This window comes from Thiocapsa marina 5811 (assembly GCF_000223985.1).
Taxonomy (GTDB): Bacteria; Pseudomonadota; Gammaproteobacteria; order Chromatiales; family Chromatiaceae; genus Thiocapsa; species Thiocapsa marina.
Window position 1 is genome coordinate 193,694 of sequence record NZ_AFWV01000013.1, and the last position, 19,145, is coordinate 212,838.

The 19,145-nt window shown below is 59.1% G+C and carries 11 protein-coding genes; all 11 read right to left on the reverse strand.

The window, feature by feature from the left end:
• Positions 1-180: 180 nt before the first annotated feature.
• Positions 181-1,047: a hypothetical protein gene (locus tag THIMADRAFT_RS19020; RefSeq protein ID WP_007194724.1), complete on the reverse strand. Its 867-nt coding sequence runs from the start codon at positions 1,045-1,047 to the stop codon at positions 181-183.
• A 46-nt stretch (positions 1,048-1,093) separates the two neighbouring features.
• On the reverse strand, positions 1,094-3,271 hold the full coding sequence (locus tag THIMADRAFT_RS19025) for a DEAD/DEAH box helicase (RefSeq protein WP_007194725.1): 2,178 nt from the start codon (positions 3,269-3,271) through the stop codon (positions 1,094-1,096).
• Between the two features lie 12 nt (positions 3,272-3,283).
• Positions 3,284-4,519, reverse strand: coding sequence for a BREX system ATP-binding domain-containing protein (locus THIMADRAFT_RS19030; protein WP_158308398.1), 1,236 nt, complete (start codon positions 4,517-4,519; stop codon positions 3,284-3,286).
• 380 nt (positions 4,520-4,899) lie between these two features.
• Positions 4,900-6,210: a BREX system ATP-binding domain-containing protein gene (locus tag THIMADRAFT_RS19035; protein ID WP_007194727.1), complete on the reverse strand. Its 1,311-nt coding sequence runs from the start codon at positions 6,208-6,210 to the stop codon at positions 4,900-4,902.
• Positions 6,203-7,408, reverse strand: a complete 1,206-nt coding sequence (locus THIMADRAFT_RS19040) for a BREX system ATP-binding domain-containing protein (protein WP_007194728.1) — start codon at positions 7,406-7,408, stop codon at positions 6,203-6,205. The genes THIMADRAFT_RS19035 and THIMADRAFT_RS19040 overlap by 8 nt, the downstream gene beginning before the upstream one ends.
• The gene (locus THIMADRAFT_RS19045) at positions 7,408-8,217 is read right to left on the reverse strand and encodes a hypothetical protein (RefSeq protein WP_007194729.1); all 810 of its coding nucleotides are present in this window, start codon (positions 8,215-8,217) and stop codon (positions 7,408-7,410) included. Before THIMADRAFT_RS19045 ends, THIMADRAFT_RS19040 begins: the two co-directional genes overlap by 1 nt.
• A gap of 64 nt (positions 8,218-8,281) precedes the next feature.
• Positions 8,282-9,271, reverse strand: coding sequence for a DUF4351 domain-containing protein (locus THIMADRAFT_RS19050; protein ID WP_007194730.1), 990 nt, complete (start codon positions 9,269-9,271; stop codon positions 8,282-8,284).
• A 127-nt stretch (positions 9,272-9,398) separates the two neighbouring features.
• Positions 9,399-12,305: an ATP-binding protein gene (locus THIMADRAFT_RS25875; protein WP_007194731.1), complete on the reverse strand. Its 2,907-nt coding sequence runs from the start codon at positions 12,303-12,305 to the stop codon at positions 9,399-9,401.
• A gap of 127 nt (positions 12,306-12,432) precedes the next feature.
• Positions 12,433-13,839: a BREX system Lon protease-like protein BrxL gene (gene brxL / locus THIMADRAFT_RS19060; RefSeq protein ID WP_007194732.1), complete on the reverse strand. Its 1,407-nt coding sequence runs from the start codon at positions 13,837-13,839 to the stop codon at positions 12,433-12,435.
• Positions 13,840-13,856: 17 nt separating this feature from the next.
• Positions 13,857-16,082: a hypothetical protein gene (locus THIMADRAFT_RS19065; RefSeq protein WP_007194733.1), complete on the reverse strand. Its 2,226-nt coding sequence runs from the start codon at positions 16,080-16,082 to the stop codon at positions 13,857-13,859.
• A gap of 101 nt (positions 16,083-16,183) precedes the next feature.
• Positions 16,184-19,069: a hypothetical protein gene (locus tag THIMADRAFT_RS19070; protein ID WP_139052913.1), complete on the reverse strand. Its 2,886-nt coding sequence runs from the start codon at positions 19,067-19,069 to the stop codon at positions 16,184-16,186.
• Between the last annotated feature and the right edge of the window lie 76 nt (positions 19,070-19,145).

The window sequence follows — 19,145 nt, forward strand, 5'->3', positions numbered from 1 at the left end:
CCAGAGCGACATGCGTCATTTTCATGTTGTATTCGGCCTTGGGGATTTCACCGACCTTGGCGGAGACGCGGTTGAAAATTCTATATTTTTTAAAATCTTAAACCGCGCTAGCTCGAAAAATCGTGGAGTCTGTCGAGGCCGATCCCACCCAGAAACGTCACATACCGCGCTGGGCGCGGTTTAAACCAATTCACTATAGAGGCGATCGATCACCTGCCCCGTCTTCACCAGCCTAAGCAACACCACGCTCCCAGTGTAGCGGTCAAGCTGCGCGAGGTGTTGGTCCGCCAGCCAATCGAGCCACACCGCCGTCTGAGCACCATCCCAACCCAACAACGACAGCAGACGTGTTTCGCTCGCGAGCTCATCGAAGCTCATCTGCTCGACATCGCTGTAGGCTTCGTCCCAGATCAACCACAAAAAGACCGCATACGCAGGATAGAAGACGATCTCGGCCGGGGCCGACTCGCGCCTGAAGAAGGGTTCGCCCGCGGCAGTCTTCGAGCTGCTCAGGATTGCAGCGTCGGCAAAGCTCGTATCTGCGCTGTACATGCGCGCCACCAGACCCGCCAGCGACTTCAGATATTGCTTCGCGCCATGTCGCTCGGATAGCAGTCTCAGATAGGCGTCAAGATCGAAGCGCTCTCCCAAACGAAACCGTCCCTCCGCGAACATGACGAACCAGGGATCGGCAACGCCCGTCGCCGGAGCCGCGCGACCAAGCCGGCGTGACAGCAGCAGATGCGCGAGCCACATCGTCAGTGGCTCGCTCAGAAAGGCATCCTCCCGGGAGACCATCTCACCGAGCGGTGTACGCGTAAGCTTCCAGACGCCCGTCGATTTCTCGGCGCTCAACAGCCCCATGCCCCGCGTGAAATGGATCATCGGCTCCACCTTACCGGTCTTCTTCCCGTTCGGAATCCCGGTCTCGTCGCTGATCTCCTCGACGGTGCCGGAGCCGCCACGTCCGGCGAATGCCAGGAGCTGGCCCAACAGACGCCGATCCGGCAGGAAGGTTTGCGGGAAGTTGAGGGGAAGTGGCTTCATGCTGAGAATCTCCTTTTGAAACAGAGCATCGCAATCAAAGGCGCGTTCAATATGTCCTTTTTAAGCGCCTTGACCCGAGCCATCTCGCGAACTGCTCGACACCGAACAAGTCGATGACGACCTCGCGCCGGACATCGTCGGGCAAGTTGGTATACCAAGGTCCGGGGGAAAGCAGGCGCGCAAGAGGATCGGCCATGCTTGCCACAAGATCACGAATCGTTTCAACCCGGCGGACCGCATCGGCCAGCCGTTCGGGTTCGGGTGGGTTGCTGATGGCGAGCCCGTCAAAGCCCGCGACGGCACGCCGATCCGGAAACAACTTCAGCAGAACCCGCTCGTATGCACTGCCCCCGCAGTGCCACCAGAGCATCTCTCCATCGACCTCGATCAGAGGCGCATCCTCCGGGGCATAGCCAAGCCCCGACAGGACATGGCGCGCAAAGGCGCGACGGGTCGGTGCGCGTCGCGAGCCGTACCGAAAGGTTTCCGCTGAACCGCCGGATCGAGCCGACTTCAGCAGGATCTCGCTCGAGTCTCCGACAAGCGTCCAGCGCTGGCCGCCGAAGTCGATCGTCCCGGACATGCCATCTACGCCCTGCACGTGCGCGATGACCTCGCCGGTCGATGCATCCACGACCGGGCGTCCGGTCCGATCCGCATCAATATTGCCGTGAAAAGCGCCCATGCCGGAACCGAAGCGGTTACTCCAATCATCGCCGAGACTCAGCGCGTCTCGTGTCGCCACCAAGTGCTCGCCTCGGCAGAGGTGATCGAGGATGCGCTCGGGCTTTCCGGAATCGCATGCCGTGTCGGGCCAGACCGATCGCGCCAAATCGATCAAGTCGCTGCGTGAACGACGTTGTTTCGGATGCTGTGCAATGAAGCTGGCGCACTGCTGTACATAAACCGACCAGCGCCGAACCTCATGCCCTTCATCGAGAATGCCCTCTCGGGCGTTGGCAAGCAAACTGCCGAAGGCGGCTTGCTCTATACCGTCGCGCGCAATCGGAAGAATGCGGGTGATCCCGGTCCGACGCCCTGCCCGTCCGACACGCTGCAGCAATGCGCCTGTATTCGGCGGCGGCCCGACGAGTACGACCGCATCGACATTACCGATATCGACCCCCACCTCAAGCGTCGTAGTCGCAACCAGCACAGCATCGCGCGCGACGGAAAACTGCGTTTCGGCGCGCTCGCGGGCCACGCGCTCCAAGCTGCCGTGATGCGCAAGAACCTGCATGGCGCGTCGCTTCGTCAGAGCAGCGCCCAACGCAACCGAGAGCTCGTCGCACAGCCGACGGGTGGGCACAAACACCAGGAGCTTGCGACAGATCTCGCCCGTGTCCTCCGACCTGCGCAAGACCTGCCAGATCAGGTCGACCAAGGCTGCCGAGGCTGTCTTGCCGAGGATAATGGCGATGCGATCGCGAATCTGCGAAGCAGTGGATCCAGGCTCGAGCGTCCTCCAAACGTCGTCATCCGGCTCGAAGATCTGCATCGTTCTCGAGCCCGGTACGGAGAGCGCCCGCGCATCGGCGCCGAGCAACCGGCGCGCGAGCCGATCGGGTGCGGAGACCGTTGCACTTCCGCCGCAAACCTGCAGTGCGCTCGTCGACGTCAACCCCTGTTGGACCGCAAATCGGCGTAGGCGACCCAATCGCTCCAGCAGCCAGATCAGTTGATCGCCGCGCGCGGTGTCGTCGAAGAGATGCACCTCGTCGATGAAGACCGCTTCCACGCTTGCAAGTAGGTGATCGACGGTTCGACCCTCATGCTTCACGCTGTCGCGAACCAACATCGAATCGAACGATTCAGGCGTGGTGATCAAAACAGCCGGCCTGCGCTGCTTGTCGCGATGGTCGCTGGTCTGACGCCCACAGTCCCAGCCGAGATCCGCGAGCGGGACCGCAAGTCGGCTGAAAAGGTCGTTGACCAGGGCCCGTGTCGGGGCAACGACAAGCAGGCGAATGCGCGGCTTCGACGCCGTCGGCAGCAGACGCAGTCTCGCGACCAAGGGCGCACACAAGGCTTCGGTCTTGCCCGATGCCGTCGCGGCGGCCACAAGCAGGCTGTGTCCGGACATGATGGGTTCGATCGCCTGGCGCTGAATCTCGGTCAATGCCTGAAAGCGCCGCCCGAAGAAGGCACGGCCCACCGGACCCAATCGCTCCACCAGGATGCGATCGGACGGCACCGGGGCTGGCCTCTCGGAATCCTTCAACATGGCTGCAGCGCCTCAACGCCCTTGAACGCAAAGCAGGTCAAGGGATTCCAGAGCGCTTCGAAGGAAGTAACGGGGCACCGGATTCGGTTGTTTCCGATAGGTCTCGATTAAACGGTCGGCCAGTTCCCGGGCCGAAGTCCAGGTTCGTCCGGTCAGCGCATCGGGATATGCCTGACCATACAAGGTCAGCACCTTCGTCATGAGCTCGCGCAATCCCTCGTCGCTCGGACCGGGAGCAATGATGTGCTGGTCGAGGGCTCCCACCGTCTCCGGGATATTGGTGGATGCATCGTGTTCGGGATCGACGTCAAAACCGGCGGGGGCCGAGGCAAAGGCCAACACCAAGGGCAAGCGTTGGCTGCGCAGCCGCCTCAATGCCTCCAACAGCTCACGCCGTCGCTCGCGCAGTCGGGCCTGCTGCTGGCCGCGCCGGGCCGTCGTGGCGTACTCGACATCCAACTCGTCCAGAATGACAACAAGACCTCGGACCCCGGTCACTGCGCAGAGCTGCGTCCAATTGAACAGCAAATCGGTGAAGCGCGCCGCGCGATCGGCAACCGAGCGCGCCCGCAATGCCGGCAGCCGGATGCCCCTGTGACCCAGATACTCCAGACGGTAAACGGCATTGCTTGCCGGCATGGCGAGCGCCAGGTAATCCTCGATGACTTGCATGGTATCGAACTCATCGAAAGCCATGCTCGGGATTTGATCGAAGACAGAGGCAAGGGTCGTTGCACCCAGATGGCCAAGACGCTCGAGATCACCCTTTCTTCGCGCAACGGCAAGATGGCTCGCCAACCCCGCGGCAAGATGGTCGCCAGGGAAGCGGATCGCAGCCGTCACGGCTTCAAGCAACTGCATGGGATCGCTCAAGGTCACGCCGACGCCGTCCATCACGACGTTGGATACAGCGAAACCGTGACGCACTGCGGTCGCCGTCAAGAGGGTCAGTAGATGCGTCTTTCCCTGGCCCCACGCACCCTCGACCATCATGAAGACAGGATGGTGGGCCTGCGCCTGCTCCAGGCTCCTCTCGAATCGGCTCGACACCTCAGCGAGCCCGACGCTGAGATGATCGACATGCGATTCCAGGACCTGACCCAGACGCAGCGCCACGATGGCCCTGCGTGCGTCGATCGTCTCGGATGTCAACGCAGACCGCGCCGCTACGGCGGCGACGGGTATGGAGCTGCGCGGCAGGGCGCTCTCGGCCCGACGCTGCACGCCTTCGCCGTCCGACAACGGCACAGAGGTGCGCGATTCCTTTGGGTTTGGGTTTGGCTTAGCGGGCTGCGATCGTGTCTTAGCGGGCTCCGATCGTGTCATAGCGGGCTGCGATCGCGTCTTAGCGGGCTGCGATCGTGTCGCACTCACCGGCGGTAATAACTTGCCGGGTTGCGTGCGCGGTGCTCTCGTGGAACCAGGAGGGGACACCGGCGCGGACTTCGGTGTCGTCGGCGTCACCGGAACGGGTAACGGCAGACCATCAGGGCCAATTCCCGTCAGGAGAGACAGGGGAATCAGATCCATCATGTAGCCAAAATCCACCATTGCGGTTGGACCTTCCGGATACAGACGCACAATCGAGCCACGTCCGAAATCCCGATGGAAGACGGCATCCCCGACGTTCACGGCTCGTTGTCCTCCTGCGCATCGGCCGATCTCAGGTCGTTGAAATGGCCTTGATAGCGCGAAGCGAGCTCGGTTTCCGAAACAAGGCGCTCGCCCTCGCGGCTCTGAAAGTCCAGCAGCGACACCCAGCTCTTCACATAAAGCCGCCTGGCGTCGACCTCGAGATTGCGCTCCGAGGCAACCTGCGCCAGCAAGGCCGCGTTCTGACTTTGAAGCGTGCGGTCGAACTGCACCCCGAGCGCCTGCTCGCCCACGCCGATCAACCGCACCCCGATGGCGGCCAGCAGTTGCTCCTGACGATCCAAACGGTCGAGAGGAAGCTGCGCCGCAAAATCGTTGCCCTCGTCGAATCCGGCGCCGACGACCGTCAGCCTCTGCTGTAGGGCCGGATAGCGACCCAGTTCGTTGAGGATGTCCGGCACGGCCGAGAAGATCCCGAGCATCGGCACCCCACCGGGCACCCCGTTCGGGAGATCCACTAGCACGCGCATTGCGGAGAGGACGCGCAGCAGCGCCCTGCCTCGCGCGGTAAACAAGGTTTCGACCTCGTCGAAAAGCAAGACAACCCCATAAACGCCGGCTTCCCGTGCGAAACGAATCATCGAGAGCAGCAGGTTGCGGCCGAGTTCGCCTTTCGCTGCTCCGGTCAGCGTTCCAAGCCTCAGGGTCAGGCGCTCGTCTTTCGTCAAGGTGTCGACATCACCCTGCAGCCATCGCAGCGCGGCGTCGCCTGCCACGGCCGTGTCGGCATCCCATTCGGCCCTTAGTGCCTCGAACATCACGCGACCGAACGCATTCTCCGGATGCTGCCCCTCGCGAACCTGGCGCAACCAAGCCGCAAAAGCAGCATCCGGGTTGGACACCTGATGCTCCTTCATCTGCAAACGCTTGCGGCTGACAATGCGTTTCAGAAGCGAACGGATCCCGGCAGTGGGCTCATCGCCGGGCAGTTGCAGCTGACGGGCGAACGCCCGATAGAGATCCAGAGGGTTGTCGAGACTGGTTCCGGGACCACAAGCGATATAGGCGACAGCAAAATTTTCGTCGAGCGCCCGAGTCCCGAGCGACATCAAGAAATGGGTCTTGCCGCCGCCATACGGCGCTAGAGCCAGCTTGAAGTGAGCATACCGACGGCATAGGTCCTGGAGATACAGCGCCGCCAAGCGATCGAGCCAGCCATCGATGCCGACCGAATAGGCCGGAATGACTTGGCGCGCACTGCCGAGCTCGGTCGGCGCTTTCCCTTCGGTTGCCAGCACGGCCCAGAGCTGCAATGCCTCGCTTCTTTCCAGTTGACTCTCAGACACGGCGATTCGCCTCCCGCGCAACCGCCGCAGCGGCAAACTTCACGAACTCACGCACCGACCCTTCGAAAATCGATTCGGCATAGGTCTGGGCTGCTCCGCTGAACTTCTCCTGCAGGCGCGGAATCCGTTCAGCAGGAACTCCGGCTTGACGACCGATCTCGATGATTCCTGAGCCTAGCTGCAGGAAAAAATCCGTTTCCCGCGGGGACGGTCGGGTCAGCTCGTCCAGACTGACCCAGACGGCTCGCGGATTACCAAGCGGCGCACCGTCCGCATCCCGGATATCGACGCGCACCCGCTCGATGCGTTGACTTAATGCCTCCAAGCGTTCGCGCGCCAATTCGATAAAATCCTCGACGACGGCGTAATGGATCGAGACACCCCGGAAAGAGCCGACGGCCATGTGGTCGACAAAGTTGCGCAGGTTTGCAAGATGTCCCTGTTGAACGATCGAAAATCGCGAGCCGAACGAATGTCCGCGCTCGGTCTCGTCGAACAACAACACCAACCCGGGATATCCGAGCGCCCACGGCAGCGACAAGAGCGATCGCAGCCAAACCGCGGCGTTGCGTCGACCGAGCTTGCCGATCGGTTTCGGTAGATGAGGATGATCCCGATAGAGCGCACCGAGTCTAACCGCGTAGCCGGAATCGGCGCGCAACAGCGAAGCCAGTGCCTCGGCTAGAGCTGAAAAAGCGCCCGCCGAGGCGTCGGCTCTCGCGAAAGCGTAGACGAGATTGCGATAGTCCGGGCTCAGGCCGGAATGGGTGCGCACGGCATGCAGCCGGTCGTCGACGTCATCACTCTGCATCAGAGCTTGCCTGATCACGCCGCTCACGCCCTTCGCGTGTATCGGATCACCGTTCGTCACGGGCGCGACCATGGCTTCGGCGATCATGCGATAGGTGTCCTGGAGGGACTTGAATGGCGACTGCCCCATACGGCAATCCACATACGCGGTCACGTAGCCGCTGCGACGCGCAACCTCGCCGATCGTCTGCAGAAAATGCGTTTTCCCGCGGCCATACTGACCGTAAACAAACTGCAGCTCGCATCCGCCGCCGGCCAAGAACGGCAGTGTTTCGCGGCTCAGGTGATCGGTGTATCCATCCAGGCCCACGGCCAAATCATAAGCCGACGGCGCGTCCGGTGGCGTCCCGACGCTCGCGAGATGAGCCAAAATCTCGATCGGCTCCATTAGCCTTCGCGCTTCTCGATCCAGAGGACGGCGATGCGATGACTCGTCCCGTCTTGCGCATCCAGATTCGGTAACATCAGGGTCTTGCCTTGACTGATCGTCGCCATATTCGGGGTTTGCGTGCGCAGCAGCTCATCACCGCAGCGCCAGCCGTCGCGACCGAAGCGAGCCAGTTCATACAGGAACTGAGTCAGCGGGTAGTCCTTAAACGTCCGACCATCCGGCTTATTCAAGAAGGCTTCGGAGCGACCGTGTCGGGCGAGAACAACGAAAGGATAGAGGGCTCGGACGGCAACGCGCCCGTCTTCAGCATGTCCCATTGTCTTCGCCAATCGCAGCGCATCCTTCAACGTCTGGAAAAAGACCTCGCGCGGCATGGCATCGCGTTCAAGTCCGGTCGTCCGCTCTTGGATCAGCTCGAAGAGTGCTGCGCCATTCGCCTCGCTCAGAGTCTCGAAGCGTTCGCTTCCCAGCGCCAGTAGGACCGACCGCCCCTTGTAGGAGATCTTGAAGGGGCCGACATGATCGTAGTCAGAAAAGCGCTTGTGCGGAAACTCATGCTCCCGTGCGGCCTTCAATAGGTCCTCGCGCCGCGACGCCAGTGCCTTCTCGAGTCGCAGCCGGACGCCTTCCGCCTCTTCTTTCAAATCATTGGCCAGGGACGAGAGATCGAGATGAGCACATGCCTTGATTGCCTCCTCGAATGCATCGGCGAGATCTCCGACCGGCAGTGCCTGCTCGGATGACAGCGGCTTGAGCGCGCGCGATAAGGCGTCCACCGTCTTCTTCTGTGCTGCGAAACTGATCAATCAAAACCTCCGCGCAGAGCAATCTGCTCTGGATCTTGTGAACAAGGCCGACTCCGGGCACGATTCAATGTTCTCCTGTCGCCCCGAACACATCGTCCAAGCATTGCGCGTCCAGAATCAGCAGCGCCCATTGTTCCAACTGATCCGGGCGCGCGCTGCGGATCCGCGCTTCGATCTCGGGCGGGACCTGGCCGAAACGTTGCTGGACCAAGGCGTGCAGCAGCTTGGCTTGACCTTGGCCGATGCCCTGCTCGGTGCCCTGCTCGATGCCTTGCTCGATGCCTTTTTGTTGCGCCATCCGCTCGATGCTGCTCAAGTAATGCATGTGCTTTTCCTCGTCGAATTGCTGGACTTCGGACCACAACTGCTGCTCCAGTCCCTCCGGCAGCGTCAGTACCCAGTCGATGAACCGGAACAACTCAAGAATATCCTGGCGGGCGAAACCGCGCCGGTAGAGGCTGCGGATCAGTCCTAGCTTGGCCTGATATCGATCGGCTGGCGATCGGGCGGTCTCCCGGGCACTGAGGTGGGCCAGGGTGACGACGGCAAAGGGGTTGGCCGAGGATTCCAGTTCCGTGCGACGTGTCCGATAAGCGGCCAAGCTGACCAAGGGAAACCGCAGACCCATGCGGCAACCCCATCGCGCATAGCCAAACTCGCCGTGTTTGCGCCGACTCGGTTCACCCAGCACCGCCAGACTCACCACCGGCTTGGCATAGCGATCATAGAGCCGGTAATTGTAGACAAACATGCGCTGAGCGAAATCCGCTTGGTTACGCCCCTGGACTTCGACATGCACCAGCAGCCAGTCCTCTTCTCCCTCCAGACTGGTGACACGGATCAGTGAGTCGGCCCAGCGACGACCGAGTTTCGCATCGCGGACCACCTTTTGCAGTTCCTTGTCGAGCAGGCTGTAACCGTGCGTCCAGTCGATGCCGGCATGTGCGTCGGGGAAGAAGAAGGCCAGAAAATCCGGAAAATAGCGCTCCAGGACTGTCTTCCACGGGGAGTCGTAATCCGCATGGTCGTGGCTTCTCAGGGCCGGGGCGCTCATGACATGCTCTCTCGCAGAAGACAGTGAAACCCGTCGCGGAGCGCCGACGCCCCCGGGATAGACGACTTGCAGTCGTCCTCTTCCGCCCACGAGACGCCCTGCGGGGTCGAGTTCAACTTAAAGCACCTCAGGCACCTTGCCCAAACTCCCGGCTTTCCAGCGCCGTCACCTTCACCAACACCGGTTTCGTCTGAAGCCCACCGCTCGATGTCAGCACCCCGCCCAGCGACCAACATTGACCTTTGGTCAGCTTCGCGAGACGTTGGCTCCATTCGGCTTTGGAATCGCCGGTGGCTTGGCTCAGTAGAACGGCGAAACGGTCGATCTCGGTGTCGGCGGGCTTGAAGAAGAGCTTATGGCCGGCCTGGAAGAGGCGATCGCGTTGTTCTTGGTTGAATTGGCTCGTGGTCTGGGTAGCTAGAATCAGGGAAAGACCGAATTTTCGGCCCTCGCGCAGCATTTTATCGATGGGTGAATCGCTGCGATGATCCAGGTTCTGGATCTCGTCGAGCACGACCGGGATGGGCCGATACTGGCTCCCCGTGCTGGTTGCGTAGTCGTAGAGATCCCAGAGCGTGAACTCGGTGACGAGACGCTGGATGTCGCGCGCCAGTCCCTTGAGCTGAAGCACATGGACCCAGGCATCGGGCGAGGCGAGCATCTCGGCCCAAGCCGAGTCTGCACCCTCGTGGAACGGCTCGGATTTGATCAGGGGCTCCAGCTTGTTGGCCAGGCTCTCGCCGTACTGACCATCCCCGCGCAGTGCGTCCAAGAGCTTAGGCAGCGAGAAGGCGCTGGAGCTGGTGATGCCGGCGTCGATCACCCGTACCAGCGCGGACTGTTGTTGATCGCCCATGGTCTCGAAGACCGAGGTAAAAATGCTCGAAACCCGCGTGGCGACATCGTAAGGCTTCTCGTCGACGGCCGGTAACGATGGGTCGATGACCTGGCGTTGGCGTCGAAAGGGATTCAGCGGCAGCTTCTCGGTGAAGACGAAATGGTTCCGTGGCTTAGCAATCGCCGTGAAGCGCTCTTCGACCTGATTCGGCAGGAAACCGTCGGTGTAATCGACGATGAGCGAGCGTAACCCCTGAGCCGCCATCTCGGCGAGCAGGCATTGAATGCCGTAGGTCTTGCCCGATCCGGAGGCGCCGAAGGCCAGCAGGTGCCGATTCTGAAGACGCGGATCCCCGTAATGCCAATAGACCGGCTCCCCGTTGACCCGGGTGCCGATCAGGATCTTCTCCGGAACCGGGTCGGTCGCAGGCGGTGGGCTCTTGAGTATTGGATCGACCTTGACCGTAACCGTCGATGTCACCTGATTCGACATCACGGCCGGCCCCTGCGATTCATCCAGCGGTTCGTCTGCCACCTTCCGCTCGATATCGCAGCCCCCGTCGTTCGATGCACCCTGGAGGATCACCCTGGCCTCACGACCGTATCGAAACGCGTCGACCGGCGGCACCTTCACTGTGGGCTTCAACGGCTCCATGCGTCGGACCACATGCCCCTTCCCCGACTCCTTCGGGTTCCCGGGATCCCCCGTCGGCGCGGGTTCAGTCTCCCCTTCACCGGCCTTCCGCCCGAACAGCGGCCAGCGCATGATCCGCCGAACGACACCACTCGAGGCATCGGGAACCGTTTCCGCGGTATCGGATCCCTCGAGCGCGGTTGTCGGAGCGTCCGACGCACCGGGCTTCGCGGACGCGCGACCCGCCTTCTCGCCCGGCATCACAACCCGCGTGTCCTCGTCGCGCGAGCCCGGCGGAATCACTGCCCGCCGCACCACACGAATCGGCGTCTCGGTGACGGAAGTGTCCGCGCCTTCCGTCTCGGGCAAGGATGCCGAGACCCCCTCGCGCGCAACGGACAACCGATCCGCGGCATCTCCCTGCACGTCCTCCGCACGCTTGGCCGCCGAACGAATGGCAATCCGCGGCTCGCCCAAGGCGACCGAGCCCTGCGGCGTATCCGCCCCGAATAGTGCGGTCAGACCCTCATGGCCGAGCGCCACATGCCAGACCGCGAAATCATCCGGCACAGCGAAGGGTGCCCCGACGACGCCGACGGGCAGTTTCATCGGCGTCATCACCGCTTCCGGACCCGCCTCGTTGGTCCAGAAGGTGAAGATGGCGCCCTGCCAGGTCATCTCGTAATAGCCCTCGGCGAGATTCTCCAAGGCGCGATCGAGCTTGCACCACTCCACCTCGGAGAGATTCACGACCGCGCGCGAGGTCACCGCCCGTTGCAGTTGCGCCCACCAATAGCGACGGTCGAAGCTCACCCGCCGCAGATCGTCGCGATTCGGCGCCAACAACGGCATCAGGTGCGCCAGGCCCTCCTGGACTTGGTCGCTCGCCTTGATCAAATGCGCGGGGTTGTGTTGCGCGAACTTGCACTCGATCACCACCGCGTGCAGCAGCGGCAAATCGTCCTCGCGCGGGATCAGGGACAACTGCAACAGATCCGGACGATGAGTCACCTCGCTGCCGGCGAACCAATGCAACAGCGAATCCACCGGCAACAACTGCGACATGGCTGCCGGCGGAACCGCCAACGCGCGCCGAATCGCCGCGAAGCCGACCACCTCGCGCACCCGCTCGCCGTCGCCGACGACCGCCCGCAGCGCCGAGAGGCCGATGACCTCCTCGGCCTCGTTGACCACCTTCGCGGCCATGCCGTCCAGGGCGCCGCCGACCTGATACGGCATCAGATCAGGCAACTGCCCCCGCACCAGACCGGCCAGTTGCATGAGCGTGTCCTGTTCGGTGGAGATGGAGAGATTCAGCTCGCCGTAGTCGCCCAGACCGGAGGTGAAGCCGACGATCTTGCGGCGCTCGTCTCCCTCGCCCACCCGCAACAGCCGTTTGTCGACGAAGGGATCGATGCATGCGACGCATTGCGCCTTCGCATGCAGCGCCTCGATCACACCCTGCCAAGGCGCGTAGTCGATCTGGCCGAAGATCAGTTGATCCTTGTGCGGATTCAGATCGTTGCGCAAACGCGCCGAGAGATCAGCATGGCCGATTTGCATTCGTAGCCGCCGATTGCTTAGCAGACTTTGCCGGCGCCAGATTTTTTGAGTGCGCCTTGAGGCATGACGATCTACCCGACCGCAATCGATGTAATATAGACGCTTTCCAGCACCCATAATCCTCAGCTTAGTGAATTTCAATCTGGATCCTTGGCGAAAATTCGCTGGGATTCAGCGCAGCTAATTGCGAACGGACACGCTGGCGGAGCTCGACAGCGGGCTGCAGGACAAATTCCTCATAATCCGCTTGATCAGGGTTCAGCATGTATAATCGAGACAAAGCACGCGCTAATCGCTCGACGGCTTTTACATCCCTGGTGTCGCCTTTCAAAATGGGCGCTTCACCATATGGAAATATGCTGAAACTCTCCGTTCTGAGCTGGTGCGCATACTCACCAAAGACGTCAGCCTTAATGCCAGGTCCTTGCGCGAAGTGACTAATGCTGATACGTGGGATCTCCCAACCTGCAATGATTCCGTGAAATCGGTCTATCAAGGCGTCGTCATGGAACATGTCCGGCAATTGCCGGATGAAATCTGCTCTCGACGGCTGTCCGTGATAGTCTAGATCAATATTGGCTAGAATCATAAGACCGCATTCACTAGTGACCTTATCCTGCCCGATCGTATAATGCCCGGATTCCAGATAGTCTTTTAGCTTTGAATGAATTTCACTTTCGCCCTTGAATTCGATCGATTGCCCTTCGTCGAGCACGAGCACATCGAAACGAGCTATTAGCCCTTCCTCTTTGGTGTTCATATTCTTGAACAATTGAGCGCGCGTAAGCGCTCCCCCACTGTTTAACCAGACATGACGACTCAAGTTCGAGAATACGAATGATTTTCCGGTCCCCTTAGGCGCCAACTCCATCATGTTCAGATTCTTCTGCACCAACGGCAGAAGCCGGAGAACCATTTGCCGACGCTGCGACACCGAGTATGAGTCGGGCTCATATCCCATCGTTCGTATCAGAACAGCCAACCACTCCTCGGTGGAAAACTCCTTGCGCGCGTCAATAATCGCTTGCAATCGAACTTGTCCCGATTGCATCGGGCGAAACTCGATTAATTCGATAACATTTGGCCCCTTGCTTTCTTGCCTCAATTGTAACCGCCCCGCTCCCCATTGCCCTCCGCTAAGGAGGGCAGAATGCTCTTCTAGCAGTACGTTGCTGGCCTCGGCTCGACTCTCGTCGAGACACGGGATGGTGACGAAACGTTTGCCCTGCTTGATATCCACACGCACATCGAAGCGATCCAGCAAAACAACTGAATCACCGTTAATAATTCGATTCTTGATGACCTCTTTCTCGCTCTTCGTTGGCAAGTGTTGACGCATGAAGCTGGTAATATCATTGAAGACTGCATCATCAGACTTATCGGGACGTTGATATCGCGAAACCAACCACTCCTCGACGAATGTCGTTATGGTTCTCGTCTCGCGAATACGCAGATTTCGGACGCGCTCCTTATCGATCGTCAGATCACCAAGTAATTCGACGATTTTTCGATCTAGATTCGTATTAATTGCCATGCTTATTTTGGATATCGTTATAGATCAAAAGAGTCATCAAATTCATTGGCGGCTTCAGTCCTCTCCATGAGATGTCCAGCCAAATCAAGATCAAGGCTAAATGAGATTCGATGATAACCCTCAGAGCGTCCGTTCGTATAGCGTAGATCGAATGAAACCTGCGTCCGGCCCTGCTGCTCGATGTTGGATCGGAGATTGAACACAATCTCTTGGTTCTTAGCGTGCGGTTCAAGTCGCGCGATCACTGGACTTTCACCAATGAACGGGGTCTTTGCCACGACTTTGAGGTTGAAGAATGTCTCGCGGTTCGTGTTCGAGAGAGAGAGCCTTACATACCACCCTTGGGTCGCGGCAGGGCAATGCGTCTCCACAGACGTAAGTTGGAGGCCAAATACGGCGCCCTGATTTCCTGGCAGGATCAAAATGAAGGGTATCAAGACCTCCTCGGGCGTGAGTCCGCCGTGCAGCAGCGTAGCGGTCGATCCGAACGCGACCCGACTATAGGGAATGAGGTAACCCGTAGCCCTGGAGATAACATATGCGAAGTCCTTGGACTCCGTTTCGGGCGCCGTCTCGATCCGAAGTAAGCGGCGCTCGACCGCCTGTGTTCCGGGTAGCGGAGTAGCGAGCCGCGATATCTTGGTAGCGCCATGATCCGCCGTGATCAGGATCGCGGACTGCTTGTGATAGCGCGCCGCGTCAATTTGCCATTGTGCGATCAACTCTGCGGTTTGCTTGCCAACCGTTCGCACGCGTTCACGATGATGGCGATAATCAGTGCATTGATGTAGGTCGTCATCTACCCGATTGTCTAGACAGACCAACAGACGGGTCGCCGGTCGCAGAGACTGTCTAAACTCCTTCCAACTCCTGACGATTTGCAAACTATCGGCCTCCACGTAGGCGCCGAAGCGTTCCAATAGAGCTTTCTCGTAATCGGTTACCTGATTGACGGGCTCGTTTCCGGTCAGGACACCAATCTTCCCCACTTCCGTGATCGTTGGCAGAGGCGCGAACAGTGGTTTGATAACCGGAGTTGCTTGATCGACTAGGCACTGGCGCAATTCCAACTCCATCAGATCGAGATGGATGGCGCTCAACGCATCGATTACGCAGAGGATCACGACATGATCGGACGCCAGCAACTCTTCGACGGTGCGTGCCACCTGCCTCCAGTCATAGTCGGACTGGATAATACGATGTTGCTCCCTGACAACCCATCTTGCAAAATCCTGGCAAATCCTATCGTCTGGCTCGTCCAGTCGATCGAACGCGCCACGCGCGTAATGGAAATAGCGTTCACTCCAGCGCAGGACATCCTTGACCGCGGCGTTCAAAGGCAGTGGATCGCAATGCTTGTGATCCAAATATTCACGCAATCGTACCGCGAGATCATGCGCCATCTCGTTGTTTAACTGGCGCAACGCCAGGATGAGTGGCTCACTCGCGATCGCGGGATTCTGCTCGAACAGCATCTGTAAAGCATCTATCAACCCTGGCCAATCTTGCAGAACATAATCCGCGAGCCGCTCAACCGGCATTCCCCCCTTGTGTGTTCGTCGCTCGGCGAGCACCAATAGGTGATACAAATAGACCGGAAAAGGGGCCGCGTCCTCTTCCATGATCGGGAGGGTTGGGAGTTGTCGTGCTAGCGCCTGTGAGCATAAACGCGGAGGTAGAGCAGTCGCCGGTGACAAATCGTCACGCAAGGACAACGCCTCTAAGCGATCACGAATGCACGCACGCGCCAGGACTAGACACACCGCATCTGGATCATGTGAGGCATCGAAGAAAAGTCCGAGAACCTCATCCGCCCGGACCAATCCCAAGTTAGTGAAGCGCTCCTTCAAGCGCTCTCGGATCTCGGCTTGGGTTAGGATTTCTCTGACATCGGGCGCAAGCGCGCACAATACCCGGAGCATGGTCGCAAGATCGGGTGCGCCCGCGAGTCTTGAATCGAGTTGACCCAAGAGTCGATCTACCGCGTCACCTGTAGGTAAGACCCTAAGGGCTTCTGCGCTGCTCTCGACGGCAAGCAGGGCTACTGCCATTGCGTCGGTCAACCACAGCGGAATCGCGCAACCGAGGCGCTCGCGCAACAGAGATCGAGGCGAGATTCGGTCGACCTGCAATCCTGGTTGGCCCTCCAGATTCGCGAAGCGCCGGAAAATGCCCGAAGGCATTCGGATGATCAGCGGCTCGGTCTGCGGCGTGCGCAACGTTCGGCTGATACGTTCACGCATGGCGTGGATCTCCCTCACATCAGGCGAGTTGAACGATTCCTCATCCGATACGGGTGGGCATCCGAGATCGTCGACAATAATGCGTACGGCGATCGCCATCTTCAGCGGGTGGACTCAAGATCGGAGACAGATTGGCTAATCTGCGTGATCTTGGCGTATAACTCTCGCATTATCTTGTCCGGTCCCAGATTGACGCCATAATGCTCGATGAGGATGGACAGGCCGCGCCTGAAACCGTGCTCGGGGCATAGGTCATCCATCACGGCCGATACCTCGTAGCCGCTCAGGCTAGTTCCAACGATGGACGTGACATTCTGGTCAATCGATGCATCTTCCTCTGTCGGTTTAGCAGCCTGCTCCAACCGCCTCTCTAGATCGCCACTCAAACGACCGATCTCAATATCGCTGCATTGATCCAGTGATTTTCCGATGATGGCGGATGCTATCTCGGAAAGTGCTGCCTGATCATGCGGGTCGGGGCCGTCAAGGATTTTTGCGATCCGATCGTTGCCTGTCTTCGCGAGATTCTCGATGATGCGCTGCTTCTGATCTGGCTTCTGCAAAATCGGGATAACCACCTGGCGCACGGTTGCGACGCGTTCGTCTTGGATTCGTTCGACCTCATCCAGAATGTCGCGCAGGATGGGGATTATTTCCTCGATATCGGCCGCACCATGGACGAGCGACAAGAGGCTGTCCGCGACCTCTTGTGCATCAGTGCCAGGTTGCCTGAGAGTATCAAACAGAGTTCGAGCCTTGACGCCCAGTCTCGGAGAGTTACAAACGGTATCCGGAAGATCGCGGTAGTACTTTCGCAATGCCGACAGGGCCTCACGCGCCTGCTCTTCCGTATCCAGTGCGCTGACCTGCGGCAACCTCATCACCCGATGCAATGCCTCAAGTACGAGGAGCTGTCGAGGCTTGAAGGTGTCAAACCGCAGCCTGCTCGTCTTGTCAGTGACCGAACTGAACGCACTCCAGAGATGAGACTCAAATGATTCGGACGACTTGCCTACCCATTTTAAGCGACTCGCATCCTTGCGGATAGCGACGGCCACGAAAATCGGAATGACTGTTAGCGGTATACCGTAAGGCGGCAACATCAGAACTGTGCGCAGCTCGGCGACATCACTAGTCTTACGCCGTTTATCAAGTAGGCGATCCCGGATGAGCATCAGAACATCACGAACCGGCCCGTCAAGCTCCTCGGGCGTCTTCATAGCCCAGCTATCGGGGCGCTCCTGCAGGATGGCGTTCGTGTAGACCCCGAGTGTGCCGTCAATTAAGGCTGCCAACTCGCTGCTCTCGCTGTTTTCACCAAGCAAATCATTGCGCAAATTCACAGGCAACTCTTCAAAATTCAGGATATTGCGCAGCAATGTATCAATGCGATTGATCCTGCGCTCTCCCGGATTGTAAAGCCGGTTGGCATTCATCGCACGAACCTGGATCTCTTTCGGATATAAGGCCTGCACTTGGCTCGCGATGTAATCCGTGAATCCATGCCAACTGGCAAGTTGGACATGCTCGTCCGGATCACCGATCCGTTTGATGACGACCTCGCCACGTTCCAGCGCGGCGCGACCCATACGCTCATGAATCTCGGAGCGTAGCAGACGGCGGGTCTTGTCTAACTCGTTGCGCAAACGCCGCACGACACCCTCTCCCGTAGCCTGCTGCTTTAATAGGGAAGTCACGACAATATAGCGTCGGATCGGGTCAACTAGTTCCGCTAGTCCCCGCTTAGGAATCCACACATAGGTCGGTACAGTGGGATCCGACAATACATCGCAGGCGCGGACGACCGATTCGAATTGACGGGCATCTTCGAGCGCAAGAAATAGGACCAGTGCAGAGATTCGCGGATCGGTCGGCGTCGGCGCATGGCCGCCCGCAAACTCCCCGATGAGTCGTACCTGAAACGAACGCACAATACCGGCGGGTGAAGGATCGAGGTCGATGTCTCCACACTGTGGAAACAACTCCTGGCGCAGTTCGGCGTGATTCTGCAGATAACTGATGAGCGGGATCTTGCGCAGCTGTTTCAAATCCTGCTCGATCAACGGTTCGATCTGAGTTCCGCTTTCCGATTCCAACTCCCAGACAGGAACATCTGTTTCACGGCGCCAGATCAACCCTGCGCGCTGTAATTGCTCCAACTCTTGTTTAAGTGCTACAGTCTCAGACGCGGTGTCATAGAGCGCAGCTCCCAAAAATGCGTCAGTGGGCTGAAACTGTTCGCCTAATACCCTAGCCAATAGCAAGAGCGATAGGATATCTCGCTTAATACCATCCCCGTTCGGAAACCCCTGCGACACAGTCGCAACCCCATGTTGATAGGCGTCGGCAAGACCAGGGTATTCCTCAAAGATATCTTTTTCGTAGACCTTAAGCAGTTCCGGCAATCGAACAAGCTCGGAACCATAAAGTGCGTCGAGATCGACATCACGCTCAAGGGCGGTTCCGGCGGTCACCGCATCTAGATTAGCGTAGAAGGTGAAGACGGTGCGGTTCGCCTGGGAATAGACGCCATGAGCCGCAATTGCAAAGAGTCCGGCCGCTGTGAGCGGATGCAAGGGATAGCAGCCGATCACGATCTGCTTGATATCCGTGATCAAATTGTAGAACAGCGGCATGGCTGCACATGCTTGTGCGAGTGCCTCAGCCCGGGCATGAGATTGTAGTAGTTGCGTATCTCCTAATGAGGTACGCGCAACCAACGCGCTCAAAAGATGATAGCCTTCAGCCTCCGAGCTTTTCAACGCAACCGGCAAACTGCTGAAGCGTCCCTCAATGGTCTCCAGGCGGTTCTTGACATCCAAACCCGCTTGCGTACTTGAACCGTATTCACGCAACGAACGATGTGTTAGAGCGATAAAGATCGTATGCCCACTTGCTGGTGCACAGACACTCTCTACGAATTTTTGGAGATCGAATATCTCCTTAACTGGATGACGCTCCGGTTGATTGACTAAGTAACGGTTCAAAAACTAGTTAAACATTTTAACAAGCGAACCCATTTGGATCGACGAGGTAGTTCCAATTGTCCGTTCACGCAATCGT